Origin of the sequence: Mycobacterium nebraskense (assembly GCF_002102255.1) — a bacterium.
GTDB classification, from domain to species: Bacteria; Actinomycetota; Actinomycetes; order Mycobacteriales; family Mycobacteriaceae; genus Mycobacterium; species Mycobacterium nebraskense.
In genome coordinates this window covers 56810-75451 of record NZ_LQPH01000125.1, presented here as the reverse complement: position 1 = coordinate 75451, position 18642 = coordinate 56810, and the positions used below count along the sequence as shown (strand labels likewise).

The window sequence follows — 18642 nt, the reverse complement described above, 5'->3', positions numbered from 1 at the left end:
GTAACGGACGCTAGTTAGGTGGCCTAACGAACGCGATATTCGTGTCGCGCGGGCGTCGCGTAACACTCAAGCACATGTCACGGTGGATTGGTGGTGATGCGGCGGTGATGGGCTTACACAAGTTGACCGCTGGCGATGGCTACATGTATCTGATTCGCCAAGTCGCCGCCTCGGATGCCACCGACCGGGGCCGTCCCAGCCTGGGCGAGTACTACAGCGCCAAAGGCGAATCTCCGGGCACCTGGATGGGCCGCGGGCTGGCCGCACTCGGCCAGCCCGTCTCCCGCGACCCCGCAGACCCCTTGGTCGCGCAACTGTGGTCGGTGCCGCACGGATCGCAAGTCAGCGAAGACCAAATGAAAGCCCTTTTCGGTGAAGGACTCCACCCCAACGCCGACCGAATCACCCACCATCTCACCGGATTTGGCCTCGCCCAGGCGGGCAAGATCGCCGCCGTGCGGCTAGGCCGCCCGTTCGCTACCAACAACACCAAAAACCAGTTCATGACCCGGCTGCGCCAGGCCTACCGCGACTACAACACCACCGTGGGCAACGAGGAGCACGCCAGCCTCGCCGCCGACATTAAGGCCCGCATCCGCACCGCACTCGCGCGTGAAATGTTCACCGAAACCTACTCTCGCCCACCGGCTGATGAACGAGAACTGTCGGGGTTTATCGCCAGCAATTCCCGCGCGGCCACCACCGCGGTGGCCGGCTATGACCTCACCTTCACCCCGGTCAAATCCGTCTCGGCGCTGTGGGCGATCGCGCCGACACCGATCGCCCAAGGGATCGAGGAATGCCACCGCCAGGCCGTGGCCGAAACCCTGGAATTTCTCGAAGACCAAGCAGCCTTTGCGCGCATGGGGGCCCACGGCGTAGCCCAAGTCAACAGCACCGGATTGATCGTGGCGGCCTTCGATCACCGCGACTCGCGCGCCGGAGATCCCAACCTGCACACCCACGCCGCGGTCAGCAACAAGGTACAAGTCATTGGCCCCGATGGGGTGCCGCGCTGGCTGGCCTTAGACGGCACCCCACTGCACCACGCCACCGTCGCCGCATCAGAGTTTTACAACACCCGCATCGAAGCGCTGCTCATCGCAAAGCTCGGTGTGCGTTTCGCCGAAACCCCCGCCAAACGCGGCAAACGCCCGGTGCGCGAAATCGTCGGCATGGCTACAGCTTTGATCGAGAAATTCTCCTCGCGAAGCGCGGCCATTGACCATCGTGTCGGTGAGCTGGCCAAGCAATTCCAGGTCGACCATGGCCGTGAACCCACCGTCGTCGAGATGCTCGCGTTGTCTCAACGGGCCACCTTGGAAACCCGCCAAGCCAAGCACGAACCGCGCTCGCTGGGTGAACAGCGCCACGTGTGGCGGGTGCAGGCCGTCGAGGTGTTGGGCAGCCAGCGCGCCCTGACCGCCATGGTCGCCGACGTCACGAATCAGGCGGTGTCCCAACGGGTCGAGATCACCGACAAATGGGTCCACGAGCACGCCGCCGCCATCATCGCCACCGTCTCAGAATCCCGGGCCACCTGGACGATCAACCACGTCCGCGCCGAAGCCCAACGCGAGCTGCGCTACGCCAACCACCCCGGCGGCCCCGAACTGGTCAACCGGCTCGTGGCGAGCGCTTTAAGCGAGCACAGTGTCGCCTTGACCACCGATGCTGACGCGGAGAAAAACGAGCCCGCCGCCCTGCGCCGCCGCGACGGTTCCAGCGTCTACACCCGCCACGACACCACGGTGTATAGCAGCGCGGACATCTTGTCGGCGGAGCGGCGGATTTTGGCGGCCGCCGGGCTGCGCGATGGCCGCACCGTCGATGACACCAGCATCGGGTTGGCGCTGCTGGAATACCAAGCCAACCAAGACGTCGAGCTCAACGCCGGCCAGGTGGCGCTGGTACGCGAAATGGCGTCTTCGGGGGCCCGCGTCCAGCTCGCCCTAGCCCCGGCCGGCACCGGGAAAACCACCGCGATGGCCGCACTGGCGGGCGCCTGGCGCAACGCCGGCGGCAACGTGATCGGGCTGGCCCCCACCGCCGGTGCGGCCGAAGTTCTCAACACCGACCTCAACGCTCCCACCGACACCATCGCCAAACTCGTCCAGCTCACCGAAACCCGCGCCGGCGAACCCGCACCCGCCGATGATCCGGCCCGAAAATGGTTCACCGCCATCGACTCTGACACCCTGCTGATCATCGACGAGGCCGGTATGGCCTCCACGTTGGATCTCGACATCGTGATCGCCCACGCCCTGGCACGCGGGGCCAGTGTGCGCCTCATCGGTGATGACCAGCAGCTGGCTTCCATCTCCGCCGGCGGCATCCTGCGTGACCTCGCCGATCGCTACGAGACCGTCACTCTGAGCACCGTCGTGCGCTTCACTCACCCCGAGACCGGGCAAGCCGAAGCCGCCGCCAGCCTGGCCATCCGCGCCGGCGACCCCGCCGGCATCGGCTTCTACATCGATCACCACCGCGTCCATGTCGGCGCCGATGCCACCGCCGCCGACATGGCCTACCGAGCCTGGTCGGCCGACATCGCCGCCGGCCGCGACTCGATCCTGTTAGCCCCCACCAACGAGCTCGTCGCCGAACTCAACGAACGCGCCCGCCTCGACCGCTTAGCCCAGACAACCAGCCAACCCACCAGCCCCGCAGACGCCACGACCGTCACCCTGGCCGACGGACTGACCGCCTCAGCCGGCGACTGGATCGCCACCCGCAAAAACGCCCGCTGGCTGCGCACCGCACAACGCGGCAAATGGGTCAAAAACGGGCACCGCTGGATCATCCGCACCGTCCACGAAGACGGCTCGCTGACCGTTGTTCCGTTGCGTGGGCGAGCCACCCCGGTCCGACTGCCCGCCCGCTATGTGGGCACCCACACCACCTTGGGCTACGCCAGCACCATCAACGCCGCCCAAGGTATGACCGCCGGGCGCCGCGACATCGAAGGCACCTGCCACACCGTCCTTTCCGACCGCCTCACCCGCCAACAGCTCTACGTGGCCTTAACCCGCGGCCGCACCGAAAACCACTGCTACGGTTCCACCGCCGAAGCCGACCCGCACCGCATCCTGGCGCCCAAAGCCACCCACCCCCCCACCGCCGTCGACATTCTTTCCGCGATCCTGGCCCGCGACGGAGCCCAACTATCGGCCCACAGCGCCGCCGCCGCCCACATCGACCCCTTCAACCGGCTGCACCGCGTCGCCGACATGTACACCGACGCCCTGACCGCCGGCGCCGAACACCACGCCGGCCCTGCCGTCATGGCCCGCATCGACACCACCGCCGCCGCGCTTCCCCACCAGGTGACCGAAGCCCAAGCATGGCCCGTCCTGCGCCGCCACCTCGCCCTGCTGGCCATCGAAGGACACGACCCCATCGCCGCCCTACACGACGCCGCGGCCACCCAGCTCGGCGACGCGCACGACCCCGCCGCCGTACTCGACTGGCGCCTGCCCGCCCCCATCGGCAACACCGCCGCAGACCTCGGCCCGCTGCGCTGGCTACCCGCCATCCCCGACGTCCTGGCCGCCGATCCAACGTGGGCGACCTGCCTGCAGCAACGCGCTCAACTCGTCGGCGAACTCGCCGAAAACATTCGCACCACCGCCCGCGGCTGGGATGCCGCCACCGCACCGGCATGGGCGCGCCCCCTGCTCGACGACCACCGCAACCTGCTCGCCGAAATCGCCGTCTTCCGCGCCGCCCACAACGTCGACCCAGCCGACACCCGCATCACCGGACCCCACCAAAACGCCACCCGCTCAGCCATCGTCCAACAAGCCATCCACACCCGCCTCGACGACGCCCTCACCCGCGCCGGCGCCGACACCACCCGCTGGCGCCAACTCACCGCCACCCTCGACCCCCACATCGCCGACGACCCGTTCTGGCCGCGGCTGGCCACCCACCTTGACGGCGCCGCCCGCGCCGGCGCCGACGTCGCCGCCCTGCTGCACGACGCCGTGGCCCAACATGGGCCCCTGCCCGCCGAAATGCCCGCCGCGGCCCTGTGGTGGCGACTGGCCGGTACGCTGGCACCCCCCTCACTGGAAGGCACCGACACCAAGCTGCGGCCCGCCTGGACCGCCGACTTGCACCACTTCCTAGGTACCCGCATCGCCGAGGCCGTCATCACCGATCCCGCCTGGCCCGGGCTGGTCGCCGCGGTCACCGCCGCCGATTGGCCCCCGCACGATCTGCTCGCCGCGGCCGCCGAACACCTCCACGACATCTCGGCCACCCAAACCATCCGCCCCGACGAGTACGCCCGCCTGCTCACCTACCGCGTCGAGCTGCTCGCCCACCACGCCGCCACCATCGACTCCGACGTCCCCCACCCCGCCGAACAAGCCGAAACACCCACCGGCCAACAACAATTCGACCTCAACGAGCACCTCATCAGCGAGGCCGATCTGCACGAGCCCCCGCCCGACCCCTACGACTACCCCTACGGCTTTGTCGAAGACGACCTCGCCGGCCTCGACATCGCCGACCTGCCCACCACCCGGCCCGCCACACCCGCCCGCGTCGACGACATCGACATCCCCGGCCTGCGGGCCCACCGTGACGCCGCCCACCAGCACGCACAACAGCTCGCCGACGCCATCCTCACCGGCGGCGGCGGGCCCGCCGAACGCGCAGCCGCCGCCGAGCTCACCCAACTGCACCAACAGCTCGTCGACCAACGCCCCTACCAGCAGGCCCTAGCCGCCGCGCACACCCGCTGGGTGCACGCCGAAGACACCGCCGAGCTACACCGCCAACTCCTCACCCAGCTCGAGGCCGCGATCACCGCGGCCACCGAACGCGGCGAACACGACGCCGCCGACCGCTACCAGCAGCACCACAACCAAGCCAGCGCACAAACCGAGCGGGTCGACACCGCCGTGCGCACCGCCCGCGCCCGCCTCGATGAGGCCCGCGCCGAACTCATCGCCACCGTCGGCGGCGCGGCCGGCATCGTCACCGAACAACACCTGCACGACCGGCGCGCCTACGCACTGCGCGCCGACACCGAAACCCTCAATGCCGCCCGCCGCCAGGCCCGCGCCCTCGACGACCAACTCGCCCGCGCCGAAGCCGCCGCGGCCCGTGCCCTGGCCCAAACCCCCGCCCACACCTACGATCTGGGCGCCGACCTAGACCAACTCCACGCCGAAGTCGACTTCCTTGCCGCCGCCAGCGCGGCCAGCCCCGCCGCGATGTACAGCCCCCCGCCGGCAGCCCTTGAAGCCCTCGACGATAAGCACCGTCGCGCAGTCACCGCCATCACCACCAACATCCACAGCGTCCAACTGCTCCACGTGCACCCGGGCGCCGACAAAACCGCCGCACTGGCCGCCCTGGCCGCCACCGCCCACCACCACAACAAGCCCGCCATCGCAGTGACCGACACCGAGTCCGCCGAGCGCACCTACGCCGACGCGACCACCACCATCGACGCCTACCGCGACGATGTCACCAGCAAGCACCGCACCTTACCGCTGGGCAGCCTGCTCATCGTCGACGACGACCATGCCCTCACCGCCGATCAGCTGCGCTGGCTCGCCCACAGCGCCGCCGCCACCAACACCAAACTCCTGCTCATCGCCACCCCCGGCGAACAGCAACCCGACCACACGCTGCTCACCGTCTTGGCCAACGACCTGCCGCACGCCCAGCAACTCGGCGTCCCCGACCCCGAGTATCGCCAGACCCGCACCGCCATCGACCGCGCCGCCCACCACGTGGCCGCCACCAACACGCCCAGCACCGAGCGCAGCCGCGCCGAGCAACTGTTGCGCCAACGCGACCAGGTTCTCGGCCAGCTGGCCGACATCGCCACCAGCACAGCACGATTGGATGCCATCGCTGCCCGCGACCGCGCACGCGGCCGCGACCAAGACCGCGGCAACGGCCTCGAACTCTAACCGCCCACCGTGTGGGTGCAGCAGTGTAATTTTTCCCGGCACGGGCCCAGACCACCGTCTCGCGTCGGGCAGCGCTTTCATCGATGTCCCGCGACAATAACCATGTGGACACCTGGGCCGAAGCCGATTTGGCGTGGAAGCTGGTCGACGTCACCAGCCCGTCTCTTTCCGCCGCCGAAAGTGCCCAGCTTTACGCCGTGCTCGGTGCAGGTGACTCCTACCGCGCCATTACCACTGTCTTGCGCGCGCTAGTGCAGCACGCCGTGCCCTTGCCCGCCGACCTCAAAGCTGAACTCACTGACTGCCTTAGCGCCTACCAGCACAGCGTCGCCGCACCGCATCTAGATCAGCTGCTGCGTGCCGTCCCACCCGTGTAGGTTTTGGTGGCGAAATTCGCCATCTGGCGTCCGGTCGGTCTCAACGCCGCCAAGGATGAGCGTCGAGCATCGCCGTCACCACCTCAGCCACCGCGTCACCGGTCGGATCTTGCTGGCCCAGCCGCTGTGTCGCCGAGGCGATTCGGGCCAGCAGGCCGCCGTATGCCTGGGTAGCCGCGCCCACGTAGGTGTGCGCGGCGTGGGCTTGCCAACCATCGCTGTACCGGGCCGACAAGGCGTGTAACTGCTCAGACAGATCGGCGGCTTGCCGCTGCACCGTCGCCACCAGGGCGCGGACAGCCTCACCGTCGACCGGCTGACCGTCGCTGATCATGCCGGCTTCCAGTACCTGGTCAAGGGCAGCGACCGCCGAGAGCGCGTCTTCGATCGGGCCGGTATGCGCCCGCACTTCCGGGGCGGGAATAGGAACACTGAGCAGATCCGGGGCGCCCGCGCCGGCCAGGCGGGCCTGCTCGGCTTCTGCGCGTGCCTGCGCGGCCTCTGCTTGAGCCGCATGTAGAGCCGTCACAGCGTCGTCAGCTTCTGCCCGGGCCCGTGCCAGTGCAGCGCGCACCGTGGCAACCTCGCCATCGGCGCGGCCCTGCACGGCCGCGACCTCGGCCGCCGAGCGAGCGCGGACCTCTTCGAGCTCGCCGCGCAACTCTTCTAGGGCTTGGTGCGCTGCACCGCGCTCGGCGGCCCGCTCGGCGCTGCGTTGTTCGGCGCGTTCCTGTGCGGCACGCGCCTGCTCCTGGGCGGCTGCTACTTCGGCGCCGGCGTCGGCGCGTACCCTTTCGAGCTCGGCTCGGACCTCTTCGAGGGCTTGCTGAGCGGCTGCGCGTTCCTCGCGGCGCTCTGCAGCTCGTTCTTCGGCCCGCTCATTGGCGGCGCGCAGCTGCTCGGCGGCCGTGGTCTGCTCGGTGGCGGCGTCGGCGCGTACCTGTTCGAGCTCGGCGCGCAGCTCGTCCAAAGTCTGTTGGGCGCTGCGAAGTTCGGCGGCGTGTTGGGCGGCCTTACTCGCGGCCGCGGTGTCTGCTCTGCGCGCCTGTTCGCGGGCCTCGGCGGCCGCCCGGGCGGACTCCGCGGCCTCGCTGCGAGCTATCTGTGCGGCCGCTTCCGCGTCGCGTTGGAGCTGCTGGGCCTGGCGCGTCTGATGCTCGGCTACCGCGCGACGATGATCGGCCTCGACAAGCCGCATCACCGGTGAAAGATGTTGCGGTGCTGGGCCTTCGCGGTTGCGGTGCTCGATGAGCTCAGATTCACTCATCGCGGCCGCCGCGGCTACCTCTGCAGGCGAGGCTTTGCCGTGCCGCTGCGCAGCATCGACCGCGGCGGTGGCGGCCCGTTTGGTGATCGGCGCCCAGCGATCGACGTCGAGTTCCTCGATGTGCTGCCGCAGGTGTGTCATCGGCGCTGACGGCGGCGATCGCTGGCGACCGCCACTTTGCTGGGGGTCTCGGGCGGTGCGCCATTAGTCTGTGCCGGTTCGGCCGCGGGCTGATTTCCTCGTGGCCGCTGGTCGGCCGGGGCTGTAGCGGACGGTTCTGAGGGCACGCTGCCCTGGTGGGCCAAGAGCCGCGAGAATTCGTTCAGATAGACCGTGACCGCCTCGGCGAGGGTGTCGGCGCGCAGATCCTCAGCGTCGCGCAACAAACCCCGCAGCAGTTCGAGAGCTAATTCTGGCCCCAATCCCACGGTGGCGCGTTGGTTGTCGGCCGGTTCTACACCGGCGGTTTCCACTATCCACACCAGCCGCTGCCAGCACTGCTGGACTGTCGCATTGTCGCGTTCGGCATCACGAATTTGCTGGTAGCGCTTGGTGGCCCGCCCGACCGCAAACAGTGCGACGGCGGCCAACACGAGGGCTGCCAGCAGGGCCGCAGCCCCGCCGAACCCGGCTGACATCAGAAACTCACGGGCCGGTGGCAAGTCAGGCAGCCGTTGAGCCACCCAGACATCCGAAATCATCGGCGACGTCGCAAGCAACGACATGGGAAAACCATACCGAGACACCACGGCCGTGCGCGACGCTCAGCCCAATTTGGTGCGCCCCCGTCTTTCACATAAAAGGGCTAAAAGGCCCCGTCGCCCTCGGGGTGCTTGCCCAGCGGAAGGCCAGCCGCCGGGGCTCGCCCTCATCGTTCCTGACCTCTTTTGACGCCCGTGATTCATTGGGCTCAAGGTTGAAGGTCGTCCGGGCACTCTCCAGGGCGTGCGCTCCGTAGTACTTGGCGTAGTGCTTTAGCAAATAGTCGGCGATCACCTGGTACGCGTTTTCGACCGAGACGCACCCTGCGAGCTGTTCCCATTTGGCGGCTTCTTCGCTCTCCCAGTCGGCGTCGCTGACCCACAAGGTGCCGTTCTCGATGGCCACGAGCTCTACATAGCGCCACGTGTGTGGCGCGTGGTAACGCACCTGTGTTTCGCCGATTCCGGTACCGAACTCCGGGTGCTCGAACGCGGCGCGCTGCGTGGTTTTGAGAACCCCATCATTGAGTAGCTCAACGGCCGCGTACCGCTCCGTTTGACCGTCACTGAACGTGACATCGGCCGGCCCCAACGTGTCATCTTCAATGCTCATCGCCACCCCAGTTCGATTCTTATCTTTGCGGCATTCTCTCAGCGGCATAGGACATGTCGTAACCACCAACTAGTTCAGAATCGCCAAGCGGTGCTGCTCCTAGGCCCACCCCGGCTCGGGTTCGGCGTAGGAAGTGGTGAGCCGTTCAACCACTTGCCCGGTACGTGTGTCGATTAGCGTCCATTGCTCTTCGATGCAGGTTCGGGAGCCGCCGACGTGTCTCCGTGTCATCCGGAGCTGCCGAAACTCACTGTCGCCCACGCTTATCCATATAGTGGGGACCATGGGCACGTCTTCGGCCACGTACCAATCAAACTCGCTCTGTCGCTGAAGCGTCTCGACAAGACCGGTATGGTCAGTGAGGTACCCGGTTCCCGAGCTCAGCGCCACGAAATACCGTGGCGGGTCGCCATCGCCTTCGCGCATCCTGCCCTAATCTCCTTGCGCTGCAATCTTCAAAAATAATTTTCATCGTCTGGGTGCGACGTCGAACAGGGCCAGCTGCACCGGTTTGGAAGGTGCGCGGCGGCCTCGCTGCCGCTGCCGTTCTTCTTTGTGCGCTACCTCGGCGATCGCGGCGGCCGCGAATGCCAGGTACTGCTCACTGGGCTGTTTGTCGAGTTCCTGGCCTGGCCGATAGGTCGACTTGATCGACTAACGAAGCACAGGTGGTACTTGAGCCCAATGGGCCGGACACATGAATAACCGCGGTTCAATCTCAGTGTCGCAGCCGCGAGCGTGGCAGAGATGTGGTGGCGCCTCAGTGGGTGTCGCCGGCAGCGGTGATGGGTTCATTCGCGAACGCCTTTCGCGCTTGTCAGATCACGATGCGAGCTTGAACTGCTGGTCTGCAGTCGGTGTGGCACCGTGGTGCGGTAGTAGCCCTGGCGTTCCAGGCGCTGCATCGTGGGCAATCGCGATCACCCACAGATAGATCAGGACAGCGAGCATGACGCCAAGAATGAGCCCTAGCACGAACATGGTCAGGCTAAACGCCAGGCGGCGATCCGCGGTGGCCGATCGCGCTGCACTGCCGGCGATTTCAGCACTTAGGTTAGCCGTCTCCGCAGCTAACCAGGCACTGCCGGCGCTCACACTTGCTCTGTCGGCATCGATATCCGAGCAGGCGGCCCAGGTCTCGGCGGTGTCACGGTAGATCGTGGCCCGGTTGGCTTCACTACGCGCGCAGTCGGAGTAAATGCGCGACCATCGGGCATTGCTATGCGCCTCGTCGAGGGCGAAATCTATCGCTGCGTCCTTGCGTACCGCAGCGTCGTCGGCCTCGAAGCGTGCGTAGCGCGGTTCCGGGTCCGTCCCCCAGGGATCGTTGCTGTTTGGGTCTGCTGGGTCGACGTCAATGGAGTCGAGGAAGTGCGGCGTATCAGCCATTGGTGATTCCCGATCTTTGGTCGTGATTATTGTTGTCGCCCTGGCCATTGCGAAGTTGGCCGCGGCGATGAGGGCAACGTTAGGGCTGGTAACTTGCGTCTGTGACCTGGTTGGCAACGTCGTCGATCACCTGCAGCGTGCCGTGGATGGCCACCGCGATCAGCAGCACCGCTACGGTGATGGCCGCGGCGAGGCCGCCCAGCCACGGAAACTTCCGTGAGTCATTCACCGCTTGCGCGCCTTGCGCTTTCGGTCGGCAGCCATGGCAGCAGTGCATCGCGCAGGGTGATTGCGATGCTGTCCCGTTGGCGGGTGTCCCAGCCCAGCACGCGTTCGAGCGAATTACTCAGCAGCGGTTGGTCATCCAATGCCGCAATGGTGTTGCGCCAGCTGGGTGTGTCCGCATCGGTGGCCACGTCGATAGTGGTGGCGGCCTGCACCACCCAGCTGATGCCCTGGCTGTTGCCTACTGGGGATGCCGCATACAGCATCGCCGCGAGCGGGGCCACAGCCACGGTGGCCCAGACGTCGTAGTGGTGGTCGCGTCCGGCCGACGCCGAATCCAGTAGCGCCTGAGCTGCTGTCATCGCCTCGGACGGGCTGCCTACCAGGATGGTTGGATCATCCACTGTGCTCACTTGTGCTCCTTAACTTGGTGATGGTTGGTGTTCTGGGCCGCGAGTGTTTGGCCCAGGTCCTGTGGTTGATGACCGGCACTGCCGCGGGCACAGTCCCGTTACAGAGCCGGCGGCCACGGATACCGCAGCCGATAAACGCCGTAACTTCATGCATCGCTGGCACTTTCGCCAACCACAGTGGACCGTGGAATGAACTTCACACTGCGCAGATCGACCGGTCGATCATTGGTGAGGCGTGCAATGTCGGTCCATTCGCTAACGTCGCTGAGGGTCGTGAAGGTGCGTTGCTGAATCCGGACTGGACGGGCGCGCGCTGCCATGTCGAGCAGGAGTTGGACAACATCGTCGAAATAGAATGTGCTAGTCGGGTCCTCGTCGTCGACGCGGAACCAAAATTCCGCAGGATCAGCGCGGTATTCCTGCCAGAACAACGCATTTCCTGACGCAGCGGCGCTCGCCGCGCCCAGATCAGCACTCAGCGATTCGGCCTCGACGCAATCCCACACCTCCGGTGGGCTCGCCAGACAGATCCCGACGCCGTTGGCAATCTTCGACGTCTTGCCGCTGACCTCCTGTGACACCCGGCGGGCGCTGACACGGTAGTGGACATCCGACCACACCGCACACCACTGCCGCCCCGCCGGCACATAGTCAACGCGGCCAGGAAGGTCCACCCGCGGCGCCTCGTATCCGGCCGCCTCCGCGGCCGCGAGAACCAGCCGCGCCTGAGCGATCAGCAGTGGCGCTGACGTGGTGATGGCGCGGTGCACGGGATCTGTTGTCGGGTACCGCTGAAGTACCTCGGCGAGCCGCTCGGCCGGATCGATCGGGACGCCATCGGGGCCTGTGCACAAATCGGCACAGCTGAGGATGGCCAGCTCCGCCACGTCGGCCGGCAACGGAAACGCTGCTAGCTGCTCGTGCAGCCCTCTTTCACGAGCCTCGACCACCGCGCCCGTATGATGCGCGATCAAACTCACCACATTGGGTGAAATCCCGGCCTGTTGGGCGTATCTGGCGCCATCGAGCGGGTGAAAACCGGTATCCACCAAATCCGGGGAATAGCCAATGTCATGCAGCCACGCCGCAGTAACGATGTCCTCCTCATGTCCGGGTGCCAGTACCCGCGCCAGCCGCCCAGCGGTCGCGGCCACACCGGCAGTGTGGGAATAACGCCGCGTCGTCACCGGCGCAGCCGAGGTGTAGGTCGACTTCGACAGCAGCTGCAGCGCCATGAACTGAGCATCTTCGACGTTCACCGGTCCCCCTTGTCACGTTTGTGTACGCGCTGGTGCGGCTGGCGAGTGCATAGTTGCTGACGCCAACTGCGCTGGCTCGGGGCGCTGATCGACGCACTCACCGCACATCACCTAATGAGTCAGCCGGAAAGACGCATTTGGCATGGACGGCCGGCCACGTCGCGGTGTGGTCGTGTACCCGTGCCACATAGTCGAAGCTCGCTAGCAATCCCAGACAGGTGACGGCCTCTACGGTCAGAAGGCATGACCAAAAGGCCAGTGTGCGAACAAGGTTCGACCGCACCCAGTGGTCGGTGGTCTTGTCGTGCAACGCGCTCATCATCAGCCCGCCTGCTCGCGCCGATGGCGATGGCTGTGGGTTAATTCCCAGTGCGCCAGGTGGCCGGGCTGGTCGTGGACGCGGCGCACCACACCGCGGCGCTGCAGGGTGAGCAAGGCCCGGTAGACCTCTTCGGCCACCACCGGTCGCCGGCCACGTCGGCCACGATGCTCAGAGACGGCGATGCGCGCCGCGCTGGTTGTGGTGGGACCGCCGGCGCCCGCCAGGACGTCAACGAGCTGCGCGCGCAGCTGCTCGGCGTCGCTCATGTCTTGAGCGCCTTCATGGCTCGGCGGTGGCGCTGTAATACCCATTCCCACATCGTTTCTGGTTCACGCTCCGGCGGGTCGGCTTGTAGCAGCCTGTTCACCGCGTTGTCATACCGTTTGACAAAAACCGGCCAATCGGGAAGCTCGGTGGCGATGCCGGCTGTGCCGCGCCGCAGCATCCGTGCTTGGCCGAGGTTTTGTGGGAGCAGCCGCCGGTAATCCAGACTCGGACCGAGGTGTGAAGACAATGTCTTGCCGCTGCTGGCTTGGTCGAAAGTCTCTTGGCGGCGGGTGGTTTCGCGTGACCACTGCTCGGCGCGCTGCAGCATCTCCATCTCCGCGGCCCCGTACATGATCAGGGCGGCCGGGAAGGTGTCGCGCAGCTCCTGGGCGTAAGCCTTGCCATAGATCGTGTCGAACTGGCTCGACCCCTGCACCGACAAGAGAAGGTTGACCCCCAGGCCCCGGCCCTCTGAAACGTGACGGCGCAGGGCCGGCATCGGGGCCACGTTGGCCGCCTCGTCGATCACAATCAGCAGCCGGTGCATCATTTCTTTTCGTGCGGTCTTGCCGCGCCAGCTGCGCACGAGGTGCTCGAGCAGGGTGACCGCGGCGCCGGCGATGGACCCTTCGGCCGGTGCCAGGATGAACAGCGTGGCATCGGGGTTGGACAGAAACGATTCGTCGAATGTGGGCTCGGTCATCCCGCGCAGCCCTAACCGCATCCACGGGGTGACCGCTTTGCGCATCGTCAAGGCGATGCTGTCGCGCTGGCGCGGGTCCATGGCCAGGGTCCGCATCAGTGCGTTGCGGAACAAGGGTTGACGGGCCACGTAGCGGGCGGCGCTGTGCCAGCCTGGCGCGTCGGGCGCCTTTTTGTCTTCTTCGAGGTTGTCCACGGCCATCAGCACCCATTCGATGCCCTTGCCGTTGCCGCACGGTGAGGCCGCATAGAGCATCGCCGCCAACGGGGCCTCGGTGTTGGATTCCCAAATCCCGGCATCAGAGACCTGGTCGATTCCTGATCCCAGACCGACCGCGGACATCTGCATCATGGTGTTGGCGGTGGTCACCGCCTGATCCGGAGTGCGAATCAGCGCGGTCGGATCGAATGAGCGCACCTCGGCGTCGGTGGGATAGACCGGCGAGTAATCCGGGCGTAAGTCGATGACTTGCTTTGGGCCCCAACGTCGTTGGCACACCAACCACATCAGGTCATCTTTGCTGGACACGCAGACAGCGGGCCCGCCCCATAGCACACTGGCCGGCGCCAGCACGCCGGTCGTCTTTCCCGTTTCCGTGGGCGCAGAGACCAGGATGTGTGCGGGTGCTTCGGCCACGACAAGCTTTCCGTCGTCGCGGCAAAACCCGCAGTAGGGTGAAGCACGCCGAACATACATTCCTAGGACCTCCTGATGGGGCTGGGATCTCCCGGCGGACTTTCACGGTGGGTGGGGAACACTCCCGGCCCGGTCAAATCGTCGGCTTGCAGGAATCCGAAGTCGATCTCATCGACGTCATCGGGCGGGCGCATCGGCCACCAGTCGCGGGCCCCGTCTACGGCCAGCCAGCCCTCCAAAATCCCGTAGACACCTGCTGTGAGCAGCGTCGCCGGGATTTGAGCCAGCAACCACGGAATCGCGGCCGCCGACACCAGGGAATCGCCCGGGCCTGCCAGCCACAACAGCAGTGGAAGCGGAGCACCGACGATGGCCGATGACCACATGAACGCGGCGATCGGGTATGAACGCAGTTCGCCAGGAATTAGCTGCACGACACTCACCGACAACGCTTTACCTGCCGGCCAGCCCAGCGGCGCCAGCACCGCCGCAGTCATAAAAAGCACCCAATCAAACATTGCATACGGTGTTTTAATTCCGCGCGCATACCACGGATGAATAACGTCGTCGTCAGCGGGATCAACCCGCGCACCGGTACGGTCGGTGTCGCGATCTCGTATTTGGCGTGCAACAATTTCTGCACGCCTTTTCTGAAATATAAACGTCCGTTGGTTACGGGCAATCCACTTGCGGCGGATCTCGTCGAACCGGTCAGGAGGCACTGACATCAGCAGCACCCCCCGCGGCTCGTACAGGCTCAGTGTAAAAGTCGCCGAGGCGTTGCGCGACGTCCAGCAGAAAGTTCTTCAACTCGGCCGCAGTACGCGCCACCCCGACCGATTCGGCGTCACGCCGAGCCGCGTCGACCGCAGCCGCACACCTGCTGACCTGCTCAGATATCCTCAGCGTGGGGCTTCCGCCGGCCAGCGTCCACTGCGCCGAACCCTCTTGCCACCCCAGTGCCACATCCAGGCGAGCCAGTGTCTTGACCGACAGCCCGCCGCCGCGCTCAGCGGCCTTATACAGCGTCGAGGGTGCCGGGCCGCCCGCCGCTGCCAGGTCCTCGCGGGTCCAGCGCAGCTGCGCGAGGCGGTCCTCGACGAAAAAGAGCAGCCGCCCTACTCCGTCTGCCGGGATTGCATTCACACGAATGACGGTAACAACCGATCAAGTTATTTCGCTACGGCCGTGGAATATCAGTTATTCCACCCCTTAAGCTGAGCCCAAGGACAGGAGGTCAGCAGATGCGCGTGGTAATGGGCGTTTTTGTCATCGCCATCATGGGATGTGTTTTCACCCTGATCACAGCGGTGGTCTTCGTGACCCAACACCTGTTTGCCGGCGTCGTGGTCGCCGGTCTGATCGTCGCCGCTTGGGGCGTCAGCGCACGCCGGCGCCGGGCGCGCCGCGCGCAGCATCACTCGGCCTACCCGACCGGCGTGGCCAGCCCGCAGCTGCCGCCGGCGACGCCGTGGGCGCCATCCCAGATGTCCTCGGCGGCGCTGCGCCCGCGCAGCCTGCCCCCCGGTGTGCGGCGGCGTCTGCCATGAGCAAGCCCACGACCGATCACGAGTACTATTGCGCTGCCACGCAGGCGTTCTTCGATGAGATCGACAGCGACGGCCCCGACGTGATCACCACGCACGTCCCCGGCCCTGGAGATGAGCTCCCTCCGCCGCCAAGTCCCGATCCTGAACCGGACTGGGAACCCAGCGGCGACGGCGGTAGTGCCGAGCAGTTCGGCGAGCGACGGCCCGCCGATGACGACGAGCTCGTTGATCTCGACGGCCCCGGCCCTGCCGACGAACGTGATGAGCAGCCCGGCACTGTAGACGACGACACACCGGCACCCAGCACCGAGCGTGACAGCACCGAAAACCCCTCACCGGCAACCGATCTGGCCCACCAGCCCACCTCCCCCAAGGACGAGGACACCGGTGGCGCGAAGACCAAGAGCACCCCCCGCTACAACAAGAAGATCGCCGTGGGCTTCGCGGTCATCACCGTGGCGGCCACCGTCCTGGTCAGCGCAGGCCTGCTGGCCATGCGCAGCGACCCGCACACCAACGAGCAGCCTCAACCCGCACAGCCGGGCACCCGGCTCAGCGTTCTGGCCGCCCCGTCCAGTACCACCCCGGCGCCCGAGGGCCAAGACTCGGCCATCCCCTACACCGCCACGTCGGTGGGCTGCCTGCCCGGATCGACTGCCGCGCAATCAGTCGCCGGCCCCGACACCACCCAGGCCTGGGTCTGTGTCACCGGCGGCAACGTCGGTCAATTCCTGGTCATCAATCTCGGCCGCACCATGGTGGTCACCTCGGTCTGCATCGCTCCGGGCTGGGTCGGGGCCGACGCCTCGGGCGCCGATCAATGGCACCAGCACCGCGTCCTGACCCGGGTGCAGTGGAGCTTCAACGACGTCCCGCCCACCGCGATCCCCCAAGAGACCGGCAGCGTGCACGGCGAGGCCTGCAAACCCCTGCCCAGCAGCGGGGTGCTGGCCTCTCGAATCATCATGCTCGTCCAAGAGACCGGGCGCGCACCCGCCGACACCGCCCCCACCACCACTTCGGCTCCCGGCGGCGGGGGTCTGTTCGGCGAGGTGATGGGACCACCGGCCGCCCCGGCCGATCCTGCACCGACCAGCAGCACCCCGATGCTGCCTGGCCTGCCTGCCGAGACCAGTCACACCGATCCCGCTGACAACACGTTTGCGTCGTCGTCGATCAAAATCTTCGGCCACTCACCCCTGCACCAGTAGGAGGCTTCCACCAACCATGCTCACCAACACCTGGCGTCAACGACTTCACGGCACCCACACCGCGTTTCGCCGCGCGGGCCTCATCATCGGCCTGGCCTCCTGCAGCGTGGTGGCCATCGCCACCATCTGGGGGTGGATCTTCAACGACCCCATCGACGTCGCAGGCCCGGCCCGCAGCGCGGTCAACCGCACCGCCCTGGTCGGCTCCTACGCCCAAGACTGTGTGACCCGTTGGCTCACCGCCACCGCATCTCACCAACAGGTCCTGCATGACTGCTGGTCGCTGCGCGACCCCATGAAGCTGCCCACCACCCCCGCGCTCATCGTCACCTCCCCGGCAGTCTCAGCGGTCACCCTGGTCAGCGACGCCGGCACCACCCAGCAGTGGAGCGTGGTGATCACCGTCTCCGAGCGCCCGTTCGAGGCCGCCACCCCCCGCACCGCCTACTACCGGCTGCCCGTCGTCTACAGCAACTACGGACTGCGGGCCAGCGCACTACCGGCCCGGGTCAACGGGCCCGGCGCCGGCGCGGACGCGCCGCTGGGCTATTCCACTGCGGTCGCCGACACCTCACCGGCTTTCACCACGGTCAGCGGATTCATCACCAGCTTTTTGACCGGCGCCGGCGGGCTGGAACGCTACGTCACCACCAACTCCGGGCTGCTTCCCGCCGCGGACTACCGCTCCGCCCAAGTCATCAAACTCGTCTCCAACCACGCCCCCGGCGATCACGATGTGCCTGCTGAGGGCACCACCGTGCACGTGTTGGCCACTGTCAACGCCGTGACCAGCCAGTACGCACCGCTTCAACTGGACTACCCGATCGCGTTGACCGTCACCAGCGGCCGCTGGAGCGTCTCGGGCCTCGACTATGCCCCCCTGCTCGCCCAGGGCGCCGAACTGACCCCTGTCATCCCCACCGCGGCCGCCGCGCCCCGCTAAAGGAACACCCACCATGAGCCTTCTGCATTTTCTCGACCGCCATCACCTTCTCGTACCGATCCTGATCGCCCCCTCGGTGCTGCTGTGCGCCGTGTACGTGTACCGCCGCGTCTGGGCGTCCCTCATCTGGACCACAGTGCTCACCGCGGCGCTCGTGTTCGCAGCGCCGCCTCTCGCCCACGGGCACGACCGCGAATTCGGCCCCGTTGTGCCAAATTCACAATTCGGCCCGGACCGCTGAAGTAAATCGTGAAAGGAACCCTGACGTGCATACCGCATCAGCCCCAACGCTTTTCGACGCCGCCAACCAGGTTGCGGGACCTCCCCTCCTCGGCGCCATCGGCTTGGGTGGGGGCGTTGTGTGCGTTGTGCTCGCCAGCTTGGCACTCGCTGTCGAGTCCGCCCGTCAGGGGCGCACCATGGTCGCGCTGGGATGGGGAGTTCTCACCCCCAGCACCGCCGTCGTCATCGCCTTCGGCCCCATCCTTGGACCTCTCTCGCTGTCATTGCACTAACCATGAAAGGGAATACTGATATGAACACCGCTTCGCACACAACGGTTTTGGCCGTCGCCGACCTCGTTTCGGGCAGCCATGCCCTCTACACCATCGGGGTAGGTGTGATGGTCGTGCTTATCCTGCTCGGCGGCGGTGCACGCGCGGTCGGCTCCTTCTTCGGCGGCCGCATCGGCGCGACCGTGGGCTGGGCCCTAACCGGCGTCGTCGTCGCCGTGATCGTCGGCTCGGGTTATGCGATCTACGTCTCGACCAAACACACCGTCGATCGCACCGGCATCACCACCGGCCAATTCGGCCAATAACCCTGCGACAGCA

Annotated in this window: 19 protein-coding genes; 8 read left to right on the top strand and 11 right to left on the bottom strand. The window is 66.5% G+C overall.

The window, feature by feature from the left end; translation table 11 throughout:
- Positions 1-74 precede the first annotated feature (74 nt).
- Together mobF and AWC17_RS15585 are read left to right on the top strand one after the other, a co-directional pair.
- On the top strand, positions 75-5933 hold the full coding sequence (gene mobF, locus AWC17_RS15590) for a MobF family relaxase (RefSeq protein ID WP_007172307.1): 5859 nt from the start codon (positions 75-77) through the stop codon (positions 5931-5933).
- Positions 5934-6037: 104 nt separating this feature from the next.
- The gene (locus AWC17_RS15585) at positions 6038-6310 is read left to right on the top strand and encodes a hypothetical protein (protein ID WP_040624325.1); all 273 of its coding nucleotides are present in this window, start codon (positions 6038-6040) and stop codon (positions 6308-6310) included.
- 40 nt (positions 6311-6350) lie between these two features.
- On the opposite strand, the gene AWC17_RS15580 is transcribed toward AWC17_RS15585, so the two are convergent.
- From AWC17_RS15580 to AWC17_RS15525, 11 genes are all read right to left on the bottom strand, one after another.
- Positions 6351-7718: a hypothetical protein gene (locus AWC17_RS15580; RefSeq protein ID WP_023363493.1), complete on the bottom strand. Its 1368-nt coding sequence runs from the start codon at positions 7716-7718 to the stop codon at positions 6351-6353.
- Positions 7715-8302, bottom strand: coding sequence for a hypothetical protein (locus AWC17_RS15575; RefSeq protein ID WP_007172311.1), 588 nt, complete (start codon positions 8300-8302; stop codon positions 7715-7717). Before AWC17_RS15575 ends, AWC17_RS15580 begins: the two co-directional genes overlap by 4 nt.
- Positions 8303-8369: 67 nt before the next feature.
- Positions 8370-8891, bottom strand: a complete 522-nt coding sequence (locus AWC17_RS15570; RefSeq protein ID WP_007172312.1) for a hypothetical protein — start codon at positions 8889-8891, stop codon at positions 8370-8372.
- Between the two features lie 822 nt (positions 8892-9713).
- Positions 9714-10280: a hypothetical protein gene (locus AWC17_RS15560; RefSeq protein WP_007172315.1), complete on the bottom strand. Its 567-nt coding sequence runs from the start codon at positions 10278-10280 to the stop codon at positions 9714-9716.
- A gap of 79 nt (positions 10281-10359) precedes the next feature.
- The gene (locus AWC17_RS32740; protein ID WP_007172316.1) at positions 10360-10509 is read right to left on the bottom strand and encodes a hypothetical protein; all 150 of its coding nucleotides are present in this window, start codon (positions 10507-10509) and stop codon (positions 10360-10362) included.
- Positions 10502-10918, bottom strand: coding sequence for a type IV secretion system protein VirD4 (locus tag AWC17_RS15555; RefSeq protein WP_139315438.1), 417 nt, complete (start codon positions 10916-10918; stop codon positions 10502-10504). Before AWC17_RS15555 ends, AWC17_RS32740 begins: the two co-directional genes overlap by 8 nt.
- Positions 10919-11064: 146 nt before the next feature.
- Positions 11065-12177 carry an HD domain-containing protein gene (locus AWC17_RS15550; RefSeq protein WP_007172318.1) on the bottom strand — a complete coding sequence of 371 codons (1113 nt, stop codon included), beginning with the start codon at positions 12175-12177 and terminating at the stop codon, positions 11065-11067.
- A gap of 321 nt (positions 12178-12498) precedes the next feature.
- Entirely contained in the window at positions 12499-12765 is a 267-nt protein-coding gene (locus AWC17_RS15540) for a hypothetical protein (protein WP_007172320.1), read from the bottom strand.
- On the bottom strand, positions 12762-14165 hold the full coding sequence (locus AWC17_RS15535) for a type IV secretory system conjugative DNA transfer family protein (protein ID WP_007172321.1): 1404 nt from the start codon (positions 14163-14165) through the stop codon (positions 12762-12764). The genes AWC17_RS15540 and AWC17_RS15535 overlap by 4 nt, the downstream gene beginning before the upstream one ends.
- A 2-nt stretch (positions 14166-14167) precedes the next feature.
- Positions 14168-14602: a hypothetical protein gene (locus tag AWC17_RS15530; protein WP_231588400.1), complete on the bottom strand. Its 435-nt coding sequence runs from the start codon at positions 14600-14602 to the stop codon at positions 14168-14170.
- 214 nt (positions 14603-14816) lie between these two features.
- Positions 14817-15251: a hypothetical protein gene (locus tag AWC17_RS15525; RefSeq protein ID WP_007172323.1), complete on the bottom strand. Its 435-nt coding sequence runs from the start codon at positions 15249-15251 to the stop codon at positions 14817-14819.
- Positions 15252-15349: 98 nt separating this feature from the next.
- On the opposite strand from AWC17_RS15525, the gene AWC17_RS15520 reads away from it, so the two are divergent.
- The 6 genes from AWC17_RS15520 to AWC17_RS15500 are packed head-to-tail and all read left to right on the top strand — an operon-like array spanning position 15350 to position 18629.
- Positions 15350-15655, top strand: a complete 306-nt coding sequence (locus tag AWC17_RS15520; RefSeq protein ID WP_007172324.1) for a hypothetical protein — start codon at positions 15350-15352, stop codon at positions 15653-15655.
- Entirely contained in the window at positions 15652-16866 is a 1215-nt protein-coding gene (locus AWC17_RS15515; protein WP_007172325.1) for a hypothetical protein, read from the top strand. The genes AWC17_RS15520 and AWC17_RS15515 overlap by 4 nt, the downstream gene beginning before the upstream one ends.
- A 16-nt stretch (positions 16867-16882) precedes the next feature.
- Positions 16883-17809 (top strand): conjugal transfer protein, encoded by a 927-nt coding sequence (locus AWC17_RS15510; protein ID WP_007172326.1) that lies wholly within the window; start codon positions 16883-16885, stop codon positions 17807-17809.
- 13 nt (positions 17810-17822) lie between these two features.
- Complete coding sequence (locus tag AWC17_RS15505) at positions 17823-18050, top strand: hypothetical protein (RefSeq protein ID WP_007172327.1); 228 nt, start codon at positions 17823-17825, stop codon at positions 18048-18050.
- Positions 18051-18075: 25 nt separating this feature from the next.
- On the top strand, positions 18076-18324 hold the full coding sequence (locus AWC17_RS32085; RefSeq protein ID WP_007172328.1) for a hypothetical protein: 249 nt from the start codon (positions 18076-18078) through the stop codon (positions 18322-18324).
- A 20-nt stretch (positions 18325-18344) separates the two neighbouring features.
- Complete coding sequence (locus tag AWC17_RS15500) at positions 18345-18629, top strand: hypothetical protein (protein WP_007172329.1); 285 nt, start codon at positions 18345-18347, stop codon at positions 18627-18629.
- Positions 18630-18642: the final 13 nt, after the last annotated feature.

Coding starts and splice junctions, on each gene's coding strand:
- AWC17_RS15505 (WP_007172327.1), top strand. CDS start 17,823: ATGAGCCTTCTGCATTTTCTCGACCGCCATCACCTTCTCGTACCGATC.
- AWC17_RS15540 (WP_007172320.1), bottom strand. CDS start 12,765: ATGAGCGACGCCGAGCAGCTGCGCGCGCAGCTCGTTGACGTCCTGGCG.
- AWC17_RS15520 (WP_007172324.1), top strand. CDS start 15,350: ATGCGCGTGGTAATGGGCGTTTTTGTCATCGCCATCATGGGATGTGTT.
- mobF (WP_007172307.1), top strand. CDS start 75: ATGTCACGGTGGATTGGTGGTGATGCGGCGGTGATGGGCTTACACAAG.
- AWC17_RS15500 (WP_007172329.1), top strand. CDS start 18,345: ATGAACACCGCTTCGCACACAACGGTTTTGGCCGTCGCCGACCTCGTT.
- AWC17_RS15570 (WP_007172312.1), bottom strand. CDS start 8,891: ATGAGCATTGAAGATGACACGTTGGGGCCGGCCGATGTCACGTTCAGT.
- AWC17_RS15575 (WP_007172311.1), bottom strand. CDS start 8,302: ATGTCGTTGCTTGCGACGTCGCCGATGATTTCGGATGTCTGGGTGGCT.
- AWC17_RS15530 (WP_231588400.1), bottom strand. CDS start 14,602: ATGACTGCGGCGGTGCTGGCGCCGCTGGGCTGGCCGGCAGGTAAAGCG.
- AWC17_RS15580 (WP_023363493.1), bottom strand. CDS start 7,718: ATGACACACCTGCGGCAGCACATCGAGGAACTCGACGTCGATCGCTGG.
- AWC17_RS15515 (WP_007172325.1), top strand. CDS start 15,652: ATGAGCAAGCCCACGACCGATCACGAGTACTATTGCGCTGCCACGCAG.
- AWC17_RS15510 (WP_007172326.1), top strand. CDS start 16,883: ATGCTCACCAACACCTGGCGTCAACGACTTCACGGCACCCACACCGCG.
- AWC17_RS15535 (WP_007172321.1), bottom strand. CDS start 14,165: ATGTATGTTCGGCGTGCTTCACCCTACTGCGGGTTTTGCCGCGACGAC.
- AWC17_RS15560 (WP_007172315.1), bottom strand. CDS start 10,280: ATGGCTGATACGCCGCACTTCCTCGACTCCATTGACGTCGACCCAGCA.